The 15,144-nt window shown below is 66.5% G+C and carries 18 protein-coding genes; 1 reads left to right on the plus strand and 17 read right to left on the minus strand.

The window, feature by feature from the left end; genetic code table 11:
* Positions 1-24: 24 nt before the first annotated feature.
* The 4 genes from F466_RS0100850 to F466_RS0100865 all read right to left on the minus strand — a co-directional run bounded on the left by F466_RS0100850 (position 25) and on the right by F466_RS0100865 (position 2,195).
* Positions 25-348 carry a hypothetical protein gene (locus tag F466_RS0100850; protein ID WP_018137897.1) on the minus strand — a complete coding sequence of 108 codons (324 nt, stop codon included), beginning with the start codon at positions 346-348 and terminating at the stop codon, positions 25-27.
* Positions 345-737: a PH domain-containing protein gene (locus F466_RS0100855; RefSeq protein ID WP_018137896.1), complete on the minus strand. Its 393-nt coding sequence runs from the start codon at positions 735-737 to the stop codon at positions 345-347. Before F466_RS0100855 ends, F466_RS0100850 begins: the two co-directional genes overlap by 4 nt.
* Positions 738-845: 108 nt before the next feature.
* Positions 846-1,655: an adenosylmethionine decarboxylase gene (speD, locus tag F466_RS0100860; protein WP_012983717.1), complete on the minus strand. Its 810-nt coding sequence runs from the start codon at positions 1,653-1,655 to the stop codon at positions 846-848.
* A gap of 111 nt (positions 1,656-1,766) precedes the next feature.
* Positions 1,767-2,195 carry an OsmC family protein gene (locus F466_RS0100865; RefSeq protein WP_018137895.1) on the minus strand — a complete coding sequence of 143 codons (429 nt, stop codon included), beginning with the start codon at positions 2,193-2,195 and terminating at the stop codon, positions 1,767-1,769.
* A 223-nt stretch (positions 2,196-2,418) separates the two neighbouring features.
* On the opposite strand from F466_RS0100865, the gene crp reads away from it, so the two are divergent.
* Positions 2,419-3,057: a cAMP-activated global transcriptional regulator CRP gene (gene crp, locus F466_RS0100870; RefSeq protein ID WP_018137894.1), complete on the plus strand. Its 639-nt coding sequence runs from the start codon at positions 2,419-2,421 to the stop codon at positions 3,055-3,057.
* A 95-nt stretch (positions 3,058-3,152) separates the two neighbouring features.
* Here crp and trpC read toward each other — a convergent pair whose 3' ends face one another.
* From trpC to F466_RS0100935, 13 genes are all read right to left on the minus strand, one after another.
* Positions 3,153-3,959, minus strand: coding sequence for an indole-3-glycerol phosphate synthase TrpC (gene trpC, locus F466_RS0100875; protein WP_018137893.1), 807 nt, complete (start codon positions 3,957-3,959; stop codon positions 3,153-3,155).
* Positions 3,959-4,996: an anthranilate phosphoribosyltransferase gene (trpD, locus tag F466_RS0100880; protein WP_018993232.1), complete on the minus strand. Its 1,038-nt coding sequence runs from the start codon at positions 4,994-4,996 to the stop codon at positions 3,959-3,961. Before trpD ends, trpC begins: the two co-directional genes overlap by 1 nt.
* Before the next feature lie 336 nt (positions 4,997-5,332).
* A complete protein-coding gene (locus F466_RS0100885; protein WP_018993233.1) occupies positions 5,333-6,532 on the minus strand; it encodes a multidrug effflux MFS transporter in 1,200 nt (399 codons plus the stop codon).
* A gap of 301 nt (positions 6,533-6,833) precedes the next feature.
* On the minus strand, positions 6,834-7,427 hold the full coding sequence (locus F466_RS0100890) for an aminodeoxychorismate/anthranilate synthase component II (RefSeq protein WP_018174921.1): 594 nt from the start codon (positions 7,425-7,427) through the stop codon (positions 6,834-6,836).
* A 114-nt stretch (positions 7,428-7,541) separates the two neighbouring features.
* Positions 7,542-9,029: an anthranilate synthase component I gene (gene trpE, locus F466_RS0100895; protein WP_018993234.1), complete on the minus strand. Its 1,488-nt coding sequence runs from the start codon at positions 9,027-9,029 to the stop codon at positions 7,542-7,544.
* A 91-nt stretch (positions 9,030-9,120) separates the two neighbouring features.
* Positions 9,121-9,804 carry a phosphoglycolate phosphatase gene (locus tag F466_RS0100900; protein WP_018137888.1) on the minus strand — a complete coding sequence of 228 codons (684 nt, stop codon included), beginning with the start codon at positions 9,802-9,804 and terminating at the stop codon, positions 9,121-9,123.
* Between the two features lie 17 nt (positions 9,805-9,821).
* Complete coding sequence (gene rpe / locus F466_RS0100905; protein WP_018137887.1) at positions 9,822-10,511, minus strand: ribulose-phosphate 3-epimerase; 690 nt, start codon at positions 10,509-10,511, stop codon at positions 9,822-9,824.
* 180 nt (positions 10,512-10,691) lie between these two features.
* Complete coding sequence (locus F466_RS0100910) at positions 10,692-11,015, minus strand: c-type cytochrome (protein WP_018137886.1); 324 nt, start codon at positions 11,013-11,015, stop codon at positions 10,692-10,694.
* A gap of 136 nt (positions 11,016-11,151) precedes the next feature.
* On the minus strand, positions 11,152-11,817 hold the full coding sequence (locus F466_RS0100915) for an energy-coupling factor ABC transporter permease (RefSeq protein ID WP_018137885.1): 666 nt from the start codon (positions 11,815-11,817) through the stop codon (positions 11,152-11,154).
* Positions 11,818-11,819: 2 nt separating this feature from the next.
* Positions 11,820-12,437 carry a class I SAM-dependent methyltransferase gene (locus F466_RS0100920; protein WP_018137884.1) on the minus strand — a complete coding sequence of 206 codons (618 nt, stop codon included), beginning with the start codon at positions 12,435-12,437 and terminating at the stop codon, positions 11,820-11,822.
* Positions 12,434-13,597 carry a 5-(carboxyamino)imidazole ribonucleotide synthase gene (locus F466_RS0100925; protein ID WP_018993235.1) on the minus strand — a complete coding sequence of 388 codons (1,164 nt, stop codon included), beginning with the start codon at positions 13,595-13,597 and terminating at the stop codon, positions 12,434-12,436. Before F466_RS0100925 ends, F466_RS0100920 begins: the two co-directional genes overlap by 4 nt.
* Positions 13,594-14,109, minus strand: a complete 516-nt coding sequence (gene purE / locus F466_RS0100930; RefSeq protein WP_018137882.1) for a 5-(carboxyamino)imidazole ribonucleotide mutase — start codon at positions 14,107-14,109, stop codon at positions 13,594-13,596. The genes F466_RS0100925 and purE overlap by 4 nt, the downstream gene beginning before the upstream one ends.
* 103 nt (positions 14,110-14,212) lie before the next feature.
* Entirely contained in the window at positions 14,213-15,124 is a 912-nt protein-coding gene (locus F466_RS0100935) for a fructosamine kinase family protein (RefSeq protein ID WP_018137881.1), read from the minus strand.
* Positions 15,125-15,144: the final 20 nt, after the last annotated feature.

Below are 15,144 nucleotides of genomic sequence, written 5' to 3' on the forward strand. Positions count from 1 at the left end.
TGACGGGACCGCTCGCCGGTCGGTTCAGAAAATCCAGGCCAGCAGCAGCCAGAAAAAGACAAAGAACAAGAAAAAGCCGGGGATCATGAACTGCAACTCGCCGATCAGCCCCTCACCAGCGGCCAGCGCGAACACCAGCATGACCAGCACCGAGACGATCGCGGCGACCAGGGCCGCCATCTGCAGCCCAATGCCATCGTCGAACGTGATCGCGACCCACTCGGACAGCCCGGGCAGGGTGACGGCCGCGCCCAGCACGATCAACGCCACCAGCAACGCGGCCAGCGCCGAGGTCCCCAGCAGTATGCGCAGGGCCAGGCGGCTGTCGCGGCGATCGCCGGAACTCACGCGGCCGCCTCGCGACGATCGCGCACGTAGTCACGCACGCGGTGCGGATCGGGGATACCGCTCACACGGAACTCCGGGTTGTCGCCGGTGGTGTACACCGCAATCTCGCCGACCCGGAAGATCCGGTTCCAGAAGCTCTGATCGACCTTCACGGTGCGGATCTGGCCAATGTCCAGGTCCACATGGGACTTGCTGAGCAGGCCCTCCTCCAGGTGCACCTGATCGGCATCGATGCGCAGACGCACCGAGCGCGTCTGCAGATACCACCACAGCAGGATCAACAGCCCCAGACCAAAGGCCGCGATCAGCAGGACACTGAAGATGAAACCGAACGGGTGATTGCGAAACATCGCCGGGCGGGCGTCGATCGCGGGCGCACGACTGGACATGGGACCTCCGGTTCGCGGACAGGTCCCGACAGTGTGCCAGATGGAGCGCCCGCCGCGGGTGTCTCCAGGCGATGCTGCCGCGCCGGTCAAGGAACGCGGTATCGCGTATCAGGCGGGGCGGCTCATGTTCTTGCCGTAGAAGATCTCCATCATCTCGTGCTTGAGCAACTTGGCGATGCGCTTGGCCTCTTTCGCCGAGTAGTCATCCTTGCCCAGGCCGAACAGGTAGCTGTCGAGATCGAAATCCTTGAGCACCATCTTGGTGTGGAACAGGTACTCCTGGTACACGTTCACGTCCACCATCTGGTACTTCTCCTTGGTGTCGCGCGAGAGGAAGTCCTGGATGGAGTTGATCTTGTGATCGATGAAGTGCTTCTTGCCACGCACGTCGCGGGTAAAGCCGCGCACGCGGTAGTCCATGATCACGATGTCCGACTCGAAGCTGTGGATCAGGTAGTTCAGCGCGCGTAGCGGGGAGATGCGACCACAGGTGGAAACATCGATATCCGCGCGGAAGGTTGCGATCCCGCCCTCCGGGTGCGCCTCCGGATAGGTATGGACCGTGATATGACTCTTGTCGAGGTGACCGACCACCGTTTCCGGCAGCGGGCCCGGGCCTTCGGTGTAGCCGATCATCTCGGTCGCCACCGGCTCCTCGGAGATCAGCATCGTCACCGAGGCGCCCTGCGGGTCGTAGTCCTGGCGCGAGATATCCAGGATGTTGGCCCCGATCAGGTGGGCCACGTCCGTCAGGATCTGCGTCAGACGCTGGGCGTTGTAGGCCTCGTCGATGTACGCAATGTACTCGTCACGATGGCGTTCGCCGGAGGCGTAGCAGATATCGTAGATATTGAAGCTCAGGCTCTTGGTCAGGTTGTTGAACCCGTGGAGCTTGATCTGCTTCTTGTGACGGGGCATGGCGTTTCCTCTTGCCCGGTGCGCAGGGAACGGCGGATTGTAGACGTCCCGGGGCGTCAGGGAAACACGCTACGCCCTTTGGGGAAAATTCCCGCCGACTGCGCGGGTGTCTCAGCGGGGCGCGGGGCCCTCGAGGATTTCGAAGTCGTGGGTAACCCGGGCCGCCGCCCCCAGCATCAGCGAGGCCGAGCAGTACTTCTCCGCGGACAACTCCACCGCGCGCCCCACCTGCTTCTCGGACAGGCCATGGCCGTAGACCCGAAAGTGCACGTGGATGTCGGTGAACACCTTGGGCACCGTCTCGGCCCGCGTACCGTCCACTGTGACCTCGCAGTCGAGGACCTCCTGGCGTCCCTTCTTGAGCATCGCCACGACATCGAAACTGGTGCAGCCACCCAGCCCCAGCAGCAGCATCTCCATCGGGCGGGCGCCCAGGTTCCGACCACCGGCATCCGGGGGGCCGTCCATCACGATCGCGTGGCCGCTGCCGGTCTCGCCGACAAACGCCACCTGCTCCAGCCACTTCACCCTGACCTGCATGCGCGTCTCCTTTTGCCCACAACTTCGGCCCGTTTGGAAGGCCCTGTGTGGCCTATACTCAACAAAAAATGCATGAACTTTGAGATGCAAGACACAAAATCAAATGCTGGTCGTTGGATTTTGTGACTCGATCCCGACACCCGGGTCCCGCTCACGGAGGGCTGAATTACACTGAAAACCGTCCTCAACAAGCGAGACGTTAAAAGCCATGGATGCCATGACTATGAATAATCCGTTCGTCTACCGCCCGGCGCAGCCGTCGCCGGCACTGGAGCGCTTCCTCGGTTACTGCCATCGCCGGCACTACCGCAAGCGCACGACGATCATTCACTCCGGCACGGTACCGGATACGTTGTACTACGTCGTCAGCGGTTCCGTTTCCGTGTTGGGCGAGAACAACGGCCACGAGCTCGTCCTGGCCTACCTGAACAAGGGCGAGTTCTTCGGCGAACTCGGCATGTTCGAGGATGACCCGCGTTCGGCGACGGTCGTCACCCGCGAGGATACCGAGACCGCCGAGATCCCCTACACCCAGTTCCGCGAGATCGCACAGCGCGACCCGGAGATCCTGATGCTGCTGACCAGCCAGATCGCCACCCGCCTGCGCCAGACCTCGCGCAAGGTGATGGACCTGGCCTTTGTCGATGTCACCGGCCGCATTGCCCACACCCTGCTGGATCTGGCACGCCAGCCCGACGCCATGACCCACCCGGACGGCATGCAGCTGCGCATCACCCGCCAGGAGATCGCGCGCATCGTCGGCTGCTCTCGCGAGATGGCCGGGCGTGTCCTGAAGGACCTGGAGGAACGCGGGCTGATCACCGCCCACGGCAAGACCATCGTGGTGTTCGGCACCCGCTGAGCGGCACCCTGGCGAAAACCTGCCCGCAGCCAATACGGGCGGGCGCCGCGCCCGCAAGCAAGCAAGCAAACCCCGGGCGACTTGTTGCCGTGGTACTAGTCTTCGCCGCGGAACAGCCGGCCCAGCGCCTGGCCCGGATCCTCGGTCCGCATGAAGGCTTCGCCTACCAGGAAGGCATTCACCCCCGACTCCTGCATGCGCGCCACATCCTCACGGGTATGGATGCCGCTCTCGGTGACCAGTAGCGCCGAGTCCGGCACCTGGTCCTTCAGCTCCAGCGTGGTCTCCAGGCGCGTCTCGAAGGTGCGCAGGTCGCGGTTGTTGATGCCGATCAGATCCGCCCCGATCTTCTTCGCGCGCTCGAGCTCCTCGGCATCGTGCACCTCGACCAGGGCATCCATGCCCAGCTCGCGGGTCAGGAAGTACAGTTCGTGCAGCGCGGTGTCATCCAGCGCGGCGGCGATCAGCAGCACGCAGTCCGCCCCCAGCACCCGCGCCTCGTAGACCTGGTAGAGGTCGATCACGAAATCCTTGCGCAGGATCGGCAGCTGGCAGGCCACGCGCGCATCCCGCAGATCCCCGTCACGCCCCTTGAAGAAGTCCACGTCGGTCAGCACCGACAGGCAGGTGGCCCCGTGTTCCTCGTAGCTGCGGGCAAAGACCTCGGGGTTGAAGTTCGGGCTGATCTGCCCCTGGCTGGGGCTGGCTTTCTTGATCTCCGCGATCACGGCCGCGCGGCCGGCATCGATATCGCGCTGTAACGCCGCCCGGAACCCGCGCGGCTCCGGGGCCGACCCCATCCAGCCACGCAGCTCGCGCAACGGCCAGAAGGCCTCGCGTTCCTTCAGTTCCTCGCGCTTGCGCTCGAGGATCCGCTTGAGGATGTCCGGGACGTCAGTCATCAGCTTCCTGCTCCTTGATTGGTCAATCGTGCACTGGTCGCCTGCAGCCGCTCCAGGCGCTCGCGGGCGGCACCCGAATCGATCGCCTCGGCCGCACGGCCAACGCCCGCGGCCAGCGACTCGGCGCCACCCCCGGCGTAGATCGCGGCCCCGGCGTTCAGCAGGACGATATCGCGAGCCGCGCCGGCCTGCCCCTCCAGCACCCCGCGCAGCATCGCGGCCGAGGCCTCCACGCTGTCGACCCGGATCGCGTCCAGCCCGCTCCGTGCCAGCCCGAAATCCTCGGGCACGACGGTGTACTCCTCGATCGCGCCATCCTTCAGCTCGGCCACACGCGTCGGGGCACCGATGCTGATCTCGTCCAGCCCGTCCTCGGCGTGCACCACCAGCACATGCTCGCTGCCCAGTCCCTTCAGGGCCTCGGCCAGCGGCCGCACCCAGGCATCGGAGAACACGCCCAGCACCTGATTCGGCGCCCCGGCAGGGTTGGTCAGCGGGCCCAGCACATTGAACAGCGTGCGCACGCCCAGCTCCTTGCGCGGGCCGATCGCGTGTTTCATCGCGCCATGATGGGCCGGAGCAAACAGGAAGCCAACGCCGACCTCTTCGATGCAGGACCCGACCGCCTCCGGCGCCAGCCCGAGATGGATCCCCAGGTGCTCCAGCACGTCCGCGGAGCCGGACTTCGACGACACCGAGCGGTTGCCGTGCTTGGCCACCCGCACGCCACCGGCCGCCGCGACCAACGCCGAGGCGGTGGAGATATTGAAGGTGCCGGAGGCATCGCCGCCGGTGCCGCAGGTATCGACCAGCCCGGTGCGCGGGACATCCACGCGGGTCGCCAGCTCGCGCATTACACCGGCCGCCGCGCGGATCTCCTCGATGGTCTCGCCCTTCATGCGCAGGGCCACCAGCAGCCCGCCAATCTGGGCATCGGTGGCCTCGCCGGTCATTACTGCCTGCATTACGGCGGTCATCGCCGCCTGGTCCAGGTTCTGGCGTTCGATCAGGGCCGCTATGGCTTGCTGCACGGTCACAGGGCTGCTCCTGTCGGGGAATCGGGAGCGCTAGTGTAACGCCCGCTCCCGCGCGGCACGAACCAGGGAAACGCTGACCCCTATGCACACTCGCGTTGGTACCCCAGGTTTTCCGAGACTAGGCGCGGTGCGCAGCCGGTAGTGGTTTTACCGGCAAGGGCCGCAACGCAGGATCCGGGAACCTGGGGTGCCAGCCTCGAAGGGGCTCGGCCGCCCGTTTTTGATCACAACGGGCGCGGGAACAGCGTTGCGGTTCCCTTGTGCAGAATGACTGCACGGCAGTCACCGCGCCTTGTTCGCACGCAAAAGCGACTCGAGCGCGAGTGTGCATAGGGGTCAGCGTTTCCCTAATCCTCCGCCGAACCAGACAAAAGCAGCAAAGAGCCAGATGACCGCCGCACCGGCGACCAGGTGCAGCAGGACGTCATCCAGCCAGTCGACCACGAAGAGCGTGAGCAGGGCTGCAAACCCGAGCTGAATAAAGGCCTGCATCGCCGAGGCCATACCGCGCGCCCCCGGATAGCAGTCCAGCGCCAGCAGGGTCAGCGAGGGCATCCCGAGGGCCAGGGCAAAGCTGTACAGCGCAAACGGCAGGGTCACCGCCGCCACCGAGGGTTCCGGGGCCAGCGCCGCCCAGCCCACCAGCGCCAGCGAAATCCCGGTGAGCAGCAAGCCGATGCGGACCGTGACCTCGGGCGCCACGCGCCCGGCACTCCAGCCGGAGGCCACGCCCCCCAGCATCAGCCCGACCACCATGGGCGCGAACAGCCACCAGAAATCGCGCTCGCCCCCGCCGAGATGGACATAGATCAGCGCGGGCGAGGCCGCGACGAACAGGAACTTGGCCCCGAACAGGGTGGTATGCACCAGCACCGGCTGCAGGAACTGCACGTTGCGCAACGTACCCGCATAGCGCCCCAGCACCAGCCGCGGCCGGCTGGACACGCGCCCGACCGGGGGCAGGGTCTCCGGCAGCCAGAGACGCGCGGCCAGCAACAGCACGACCCCGTAGAGCACCAGGAACGCGAACACCGACCGCCACCCGAACGCGGACTGCAGATAGCCGCCCAGGATGGGCGCGATCGCAGGCCCCATCGCGAACATGATCGTCACAATCGCGAATACGCGCCGCGAATCGATGGGGTCGAAACGGTCGCGCACCAGGGCACGGCTCACCACCACCCCCGCCGCCGCCGCGAAGCCCTGGCCGATCCGCAACCCGATCACTTGCCAGTACTCCACCGCCACCACCAGCAGCGCGGATGTCGCGACATAGGCCACTAGCGCCCACAGCACGACCGGACGCCGGCCAAAGGCATCCGACAGCGGCCCGGCTACCAGCGTGGCCAGGGCAAAGGCGACCAGATAGGAGGACAGCGTCGCCTGCATCGCCGCACCGTCGACGGACAGGTCCGCGGCCATCGCCGGAAACGACGGCAGGTAGGTATCCAGCGAGAACGGCGCCAGCAGCGCCAGGGGCGCGACCAGCAGCGCGAAGCGCAGCCGGGTGCGGCGTTCTAGGGAAGCACTGGTCAATGTACGCGCCCGCGCTCGAGTCGCTTTTGCGTGCGAACAAGGCGCGGTGACCGCCGTGCAGTCATTCTGCACAAGGGAGCCGCAACGCCGTGCGCACACCCGTTTTTGATAACAACGGGCGGCCGAGCCCCCGCATTGAATAGCTTGTGGGGTTGGAGCCCCATGTTCCCCGATCCTGCGTTGCGCCCCGAATCAATCAAAAACGGGCCGGTAGAACCACTACCCGCTGCACGATGCTCCTGGTCTCGGAAAACATGGGGCACCAACGCGGGTGCGTACATTGACCAGTGCTTCCCTCCGCTCACGCCGGCTGGGGCAGGCGGCGCAGGAAGTTGTCGAGGAGCTCGTGCCCCTGCCGGGTCAGGATGGATTCGGGGTGGAACTGCACGCCCTCGACGTCCAGTTCACGGTGGCGCAGACCCATGATCTCGTCGCGGGTGCCATCCTCGCGCTCGGTCCAGGCGGTGACCTCCAGGCAATCGGGCAGCGAGGCCGACTCCACTACCAGGGAGTGATAGCGCGTGGCCTCCAGCGGATTCTCGAGGCCCGCAAAGACCCCCACCCCGGTGTGATGCACCGGGGAGGTCTTGCCGTGCATGATCTCGCGGGCCCGCACCACGCGCCCGCCGAACACCTGACCGATCGCCTGATGCCCGAGACAGACCCCGAGGATCGGAGTCTGCCCGGCAAAGCGGCGGATCACCTCCATGGACACACCCGCCTCGTTCGGGGTGCAGGGGCCGGGCGAGATCATGATCCCGGCAGGCGCCAGCTCGGCGACCTGGTCGGGGGTGATCTGGTCGTTGCGATGCACCTCGACCTCCGCCCCCAGCTCGCCCAGGTACTGGACCAGATTGAAGGTGAACGAGTCGTAGTTGTCGATCATCAGGATCATGCCGGGAGTCCCTCCGCCGCACCGGACCGGTACAGATCGCAGACTAGCGCGAGTGCGCCCGGCGTGTCCGACAACCGCGTTCGTGCTGCCCGTTCTGCGTCGGTCATCACGCCCTCAGCCACGGTGCTTGCGCGGCCCTAGTCCGCCCAGTGCCAGCTCGGCTGAGCGCACGACCGCGCGCCCCTTGTTCAGGGTTTCCTGCCACTCGTTCTCGGGCACCGAGTCGTGCACCACGCCGGCCCCGGCCTGGATGTGCAGCTCACCGTCATGCAGTACGGCCGTGCGGATCGCGATCGCGGTATCCATGTTGCCGGACCAGGAGAGGTAACCGACCGCACCGGAATACGGCCCGCGCTTGACCGGCTCCAGCTCGTCGATGATCTCCAGCGCGCGGATCTTCGGCGCGCCGGAGACCGTACCGGCCGGGAAGGTCGCCCGCAGCACGTCCATCGGCGAGTGCCCCGGGGCGAGCTGGCCCTCCACATTGGAGACGATATGCATCACGTGCGAGTAGCGCTCGATGGTCATGGTGTCGGTCACCTCCACCGAGCCGATCTCGCAGACCCGACCAACGTCGTTGCGCCCGAGGTCGATCAGCATCAGGTGCTCGGCGCGTTCCTTCGGATCGGCCAGCAACTCGACCTCCAGCGCGCGGTCCTCCTCCTCGGTACGCCCGCGCGGGCGGGTACCGGCGATCGGACGCACGGTCACGCGGTCATCCTCCAGCCGCACCAGGATCTCCGGCGAGGCCCCGACCACATGGTGGTCGTCCAGGTCCAGGTAGTACATGTAGGGCGACGGGTTCAGCGCCCGCAGCGCGCGGTAGAGGTTCAGCGGGGGCGCCGAGAACGGCACGCTCATGCGCTGCGCCAGCACCACCTGCATCACGTCGCCGTCCATGATGTATTCCTGCGCCCGCGCCACGGCAGCCTGGAAGCCCTCGGCCGACCAGCCCGGCACATACTCCGGCACCGCGTGCGGGTGCGGCGGGTCCTCCGGCGGTACCAGCGGCTCGCCGATCCGGCTCTCCAGCTCGTCGAGGCGTTCGGCCGCCACGGCCTGTCCGTCGGGGCGCGAGGTATCGGCATGCACCACGAGATACAGCCGCCCGGAGAGGTTGTCGTAGACCACGACCTCCTCGGAGACCATCAGCAGGATGTCCGGCAGCCCCAGCGCATCGGGCTTTTCCGGGCCCTCCAGGCGCGGCTCGATCAGGCGCACGGTCTCGAAGCCGAAGTAGCCGACCAGGCCACCGGTGAAGCGCGGCAGGCCCGGCAGCTCGGCAACCTTGAAGCGCGCCTGGTAGGCCTCGATCCAGGCCAGTGGATCGGTCTCGGTGGTCTGCTCGACCAGGTCACCGTCGGTCTCCACCGTGATGTCGTGACCGTGCACCCGCACCCGGGTCCGCGCCGGCAGGCCGATAAAAGAATAGCGGCCCCAGCGTTCCCCGCCCTGCACCGACTCGAACAGGTAGGAATACGGCCGGTTGGCCAGCTTCAGGAAGATGGACAGCGGGGTCTCGAGATCCGCCAGGACCTCGCGCACCAGCGGGATGCGGTTATAGCCCTCGCGGGCCAGGGCGTCGAACTGTTCGGGGGTCATCACAAGGGTTCCTGACAAGAGAGGGGCAGACGGCGCGGCAGATCAGTCGCCGTTTCGCCATCGCCCCGCTGTCCGGTCCATTGCGATCATGTCAGGCCGCCCGGGCTGGCAGCAGTCCCGGCAGTTCGTCCAGGCGATCCAGCACGGCGTCTGGATTTTCGTCGCGGATGTCGTCGCCGTGATTGTAGCCGTAGGTCATGCAGACGATCTGGAAGCCCGCCGCGCGCGCCGCCTTCACGTCGCTCTTCGAGTCCCCGACCATCAGCGACTCGGAGGGGTCGACACCCAGCTCGTTCGCCGCGTGCAACAGCGGCGCCGGGTCGGGCTTTTTCTGCGGCAGGGCATCACCGGCGACCACGATCTCGAAGTCATCGAGGATGCCCTTCTCGCGCAGCAGCGGCACGGTGAAGCGCTCGGCCTTGTTGGTCACGCAGCCCAGGCGGTAACCGGCGGCCTTCAGCTGGTCCAGCCCCTCGCGCACCCCCGGGTACAGCGGCGAGCGCCCGGCGGTGTTCTCCTGGTAGATGCGCATGAACACCGGCAGGGCCCGCTCGAAGGTCTCCGGGTCCGGCTCGCCGTCGAGCGCATTGAGCAGCGCCCGCTTGACCAGCCTTTCCACGCCGTTGCCGACCCAGTTGCGCACGGCCGCCTCGCCGCGCTCGGGCAGGCCGAGCTCGCGCATCATGGCATCCACGCTATAGGCGAGGTCCGGCACGCTGTCGATCAGCGTGCCGTCCAGGTCGATCAGGATCATGCGGGGGCGCTTCAGGGACATCCTGGTCTCCGGGCGAATCAGGCCTTGGCCATCTCGTCGCGCATCTGCTGGATGATGCTGTTGTAGCGGTTCGCGTCGGAGTCGCTGGACGCGCCGAAGATCGCGGAGCCGGCGACGAAGGTATCCGCACCCGCAGCCTTGATCTCGCGAATGTTGTCGGCCTTCACACCACCGTCGATCTCGAGGCGGATATCACGCCCGGATTCGTCGATCATCTTGCGCGCGGCGCGCAGCTTGTCGAGGGTGGCCGGGATGAACTTCTGGCCGCCAAAGCCCGGGTTCACCGACATCAGCAGGATCATGTCGACCTTGTCCATCACGTATTCCAGGTAGGACAGCGGGGTCGCCGGGTTGAACACCAGACCCGCCTTGCAGCCCTCGGCGTGGATCAACTGCAGGGTGCGGTCGATGTGGTCGGAGGCCTCCGGGTGGAAGGTGATGTAGCTGGCGCCGGCCTGGGCGAAGTCCGGGATGATGCGGTCCACCGGCTTGACCATCAGGTGCACGTCGATCGGCGCAGTCACGCCGTGCTTGCGCAGGGCATCGCAGACCAGCGGGCCGATGGTCAGGTTCGGCACGTAGTGGTTGTCCATCACGTCGAAGTGGACGATGTCCGCGCCGGAGGCCAGGACGTTGTCGACTTCCTCGCCCAGACGGGCAAAGTCGGCGGAGAGGATGGACGGGGCAATGAAATCGGGTTGTGCCATGGGAAGCCTCGCAGAAATCTCTGGGATAGCGGGACCGACCATCGGCCACGCTCTCGGAACCGCGGAACTTTACCGGATGCCGCCATGGCAGGCAAAAGGCGGCGCATGCGACAGGCCCTCCAACGCAAACGGGCCGGGGAAACCCCGGCCCGTCGGCTTGCCACTTCGCGGTTGCCTGAATCAGTTGAATTCGGACTCGATGAAGGCGGCCACGTTGGCGATGTCGTCATCGCTCAGCGCCTGGGCATGCGGGCGCATCAGACCGGTATGGGAACCGACCTCTTCACCGGCGCGGTAGCGCTCGAGCTTGTCGGTCACGTATTCGGCGTCACGACCGGCCAGCGCGGGGAAGATCGCCTGCCCCTTGCCCTGTGCACCATGGCAGCTCAGGCAGGTGGACTGGTACTTGGACTGGCCAGCCTGGATGTCGGCCGCCTGCGCGGCGGAGGACAGCATCAGCACACTCCCTGCGATCCCGGCCAGAACGAACAGCTTGGTTTTCATTGTTGTGGTCTCCTCGTTTGCAGCTCACCAACGGGGTTGCACCCCATCGTGAAGTGAACGTTAGCAGGGCTTCCCTGAACGGTTCATTAACATAAAAACCGGTAGGGAAATGCGGCCACAAGAAGGTTTGAACGGATCAGCGCCCGTGCACATAGCGTTCGTCAGACCAGGTCGCCAGCCACTCCGGGCGCACCATCACCAGACCGGTGACGACCATGCCGTTGAGGACAGCCTCGGGCAGCACGAGCAGGGCCAGATAGCGCACGTAATCGCGGTAGATATCGCCCCAGGCCAGGTCGGTGAACAGCCCGTAGATCACCGCCGAGGTCAGCACCGTGGCCGCCACCGTCAGGGCCCCGCCGAGGAACGCGACCCCGTACAGGTAGATGAACATGTGGCGGGGCAGCCAGGCCTCAGTCGCCCGCAGCAGCCCCCAGGTCACAGCTACCGGAAGCACGCCCGCCAGCAGGACTGTCAGCGGAAAGGCCGCAAGCGGCAGCGCCCCCAGCAGGGCCAGTCCCGCGACCACCAGAAATACCATCAAGATCGCCAGCTGCCAGCCGAACATCAGCGTAATCGTGGCCATGCCAAGAAAGTGCAGCGCCAGGCCCTCCAGGGTCTGTGCACGCAGACCCCAGATCAGAAACAGACACAGCGTGGCGATCACAAAGAGCTGCGTGCGCCCGGGGACAAAGAAGGCCTCCCAAGGCATGCGTCGCAGCATGATCAGCAGCCCCGCCCCCAGCAGGAGGGCGGACAGCACGCGGAGCGCAACCGGGAGTTCGCCCGCCCCCTCGACCATGGTCAGTCGGGCTCGCGTTCGGCGGCCGCGACGGTGTACTCGCGGCCCTGCTTGACCTTGTCGTAGTTGCCGAACACTTCCTTGAACCCCTTCTCGATAAACCGCCGCAACCCGGTAATGGTTACGACATAGATGCGACCACCGGGGTTCATCTGCTCGTGGGCATCCAGCAGATAGGTGTAGAGCATCTCCCGGCCCACCTTGGCCGGCAGGTTCGAGGCCACGAGATCGAAACGGCGGTCACGGATCTGGGCAAAACCGTTGCTGTTTACGCACTCGACGTTGGTAATGCCGTTGAGCTCGGCGTTGCGCCGGCTGTACTCGACCGCCAGGAAATTGGTGTCCACCAGCGTCGTCATGCCCTGCGGGGCCTTGCGCGCCAGGGTCAGGCCGATCGGGCCATAGCCGCAGCCCAGGTCCAGGCAGTCATCACTCGGACGCACATCGATGCGATCCAGCAGCATGCGCGTGCCATCATCGATCCGGCGCGGCGAAAAAAGCCCCCAGGTCGTGCGAAAGCGCAGGGACTCGCCCGCCAGGGTATCGGCGAATTCGAGGTCGCGCTTGAGCTCCGCCTGACGCGCCCGGCGCGAACGGGAATCCGGGAACGCCTCGGTCACTCGGACACCCCCGCCGCCCGCACCAGGTCCTGCCACAGCCCCTCGGCGATGGACGCCGGGGCCATCGCATCGTCCTCGCCAGGCAGGCCCAGCACGCTCAGGTGCCCCATCTTGCGCCCCGCCCGCGCCTCGCTCTTGCCATACAGATGCAGGCGCGCACGCCCGGCCTCCAGCACGTCGGACCAGTCCGGACTTCCGTCCGCGGGCCACAGCCCCCCCAGCAGATTGACCATCGCCACCGGGGTGGTCAGGCGCGCCGGGGCGAGCCCCAGACCGCAGATCGCGCGCACCTGCTGCTCGAACTGGGAGACGGTGCAGGCGTCCAGCGTGTAATGACCGGTGTTGTGCGGGCGCGGGGCGATCTCGTTGACCAGCAGGTCTCCACTCATCGTCAGAAAGAACTCGACCGCCAGCACCCCGCAATAGTCCAGGCGGTCGGCAATCAACTGCGCGATCGCCACCGCGCGCCCGGACAGTTCCTCGTCGACGCGCGCCGGCACCCGGCTCAGGTGCAGGATGCCGCCTCGATGCACATTTTCGGATACCGGGAAGGCCTCGCTGCGACCATCTGCGGTGCGCGCCACCACGACCGACAGTTCGCGCTCGAGCTGCACCCGCTCCTCGAGCACGCAGTCCACACCACCGAGCTCCGCGTGCGCGGCCGCCAGATCGCCGATGTGATCCATCGGGCGCTGTCCCTTGCCGTCGTACCCCAGGCGGGCCGTCTTCAGGATCGCCGGGAAGGATGGCGCGCCGGTGGTGTCCTCGCCACCATCGTCACCGGCCGTGACCGGGCGCCAAGGCGCGACCGCCACCCCGATCTCGGCGAGAAAGCGCTTCTCCTCCAGCCGGTCCTGGGCCACGCCCAGCGCGCAAAGGCCGGGCCGCAGACAGGCATTGGCCTCCAGCCACTCCAGTGCCGGGCGCGGGATATTCTCGAATTCGCAGGTAATCACCGCGCACTGGTCGGCCAGTGCCGATAGCGTCTCCGCATCCTCGTAAGGCTGGCAAAGGTGTCGCGTGGCGACCTGTCCGGCGGGGCTGTGCGGGTCGGGATCCAGCACCCACACGGCATAACCCATCTCGCGCGCGGCCCGCACAAAGTAGCGGCCGAGCTGCCCGCCGCCGAGCAGCCCCAGTGTGGCGGGAGGCAGGATCATGATGCGGCCGGCGGCAGGATCTGGTTCAGCACCGTATCGCGCTGCGCACGCCGGAAAGCGTCCAGACGTTCGCACAGGGCGGGGTCGGAGTTGGCGAGCATCGCGGTGGCAAACAAGGCGGCATTGGCCGCACCGGCCTCGCCAATGGCGAAGGTCGCGACCGGGATCCCCTTCGGCATCTGCACGATCGACAGTAGCGAATCCTGCCCCTTCAGATGGCGCGAAGCCACCGGTACGCCAAGTACCGGCACCGAGGTCTTGGCGGCCAGCATCCCGGGCAGGTGCGCAGCCCCCCCGGCCCCGGCAATGATCGCGGCCAGGCCTCGTTCGCGGGCCTGCTCGGCATATTCGAACAGGAGATCCGGGGTACGGTGGGCGGAGACCACACGCGCCTCGTAGGGCACGCCCAGTTCCTCCAGCACATCTACCGCGCGTTCCATCGTCGCCCAGTCGGAGGTACTGCCCATCACCACGCCCACGCGCGCAGCGGTTGTGTCGTTGTTGGCCGTCATGGACGGAACCTTAGCCGCCCCGCCTCGGGGCGACAAGCCCGCAACGGGGCCGAATCCTTACGGCGCCGGGCGGACACCGCTCGATCGACCTCTCGCGCGCTGCTCATCTCAGTTCCGCCAGCAGCTGACGGATCATGCGCTCGGCCTGGGAACCATAGCCCCCGCCAAACAGGTGGTCGTGGTTCAGGATGTGGTAGAGGTTGTAGAGCGTCTTGCGCACCGGGTAGCCGGCATCGACCGGACGGATCTCCTCGTAGGCGTTGAAGAAGTCCTGCCCGGGATGACCGAACAGCTCCATCATGGCCAGGTCCGCCTCCGGATCCCCGTAGTAAACGGCCGGATCGAACAGCACGGCCGTACCATCGGACTGGAAGCCCCAGTTGCCGCTCCACAGGTCCCCGTGCAACAGCGACGGCTCGGGGCGGTAGTCGCTGAAGAACCCGCCCAGACTCGCTTCCAGAGACTCCAGCGCCTGGATCAGCGAATGCGCGGCCCCGCGCTCGCGCGCCAGACTCCGCTGGAAGCCCAGGCGCTCGTCGCGATAGAACGACACCCAGTCATCGTGCTGGCGGTTCGACTGCGGCGTCGAGCCAATGTAATTGTCGTGATCCAGCCCGAAGCGCGCCGCCATCTTCATGTGCATGTCGGCCACCCCGTGCCCCAGCGCGACCCCGTCGCGCCGGCCACCCAGGTCCAGCTCCTCCAGCACGATGAAGCAGGCACCCCCCGCCTTGCCCGTACCGATCACCGCGGGGATCTTCACCCGCTCGCAGCGGGCCAGCTCCTCCAGTCCGCGCGCCTCGGCGGCAAACATCGCCTCGGCCATCGCGCCCCGGTTGAGCTTCACGAAAAAACTCCGGCCATCGGTCCCGGTCACGCGCTGGGCCTGGTTGATCGAGCCCCCGGAACAGGCCTGGCTTCCTGTCGGCTCGAACGCGCTTGCGGTATGGTCCGTGATGCACTGGGCCACCGCCGCCGTGATGGCGTCAGGGCCCGCAGAATCCAATTGGTTCATCCTCGGTATCCGGCTTGCTG

The organism is Thioalkalivibrio sp. ALgr1 (assembly GCF_000378285.1).
Classification (GTDB): Bacteria; Pseudomonadota; Gammaproteobacteria; order Ectothiorhodospirales; family Ectothiorhodospiraceae; genus Thioalkalivibrio.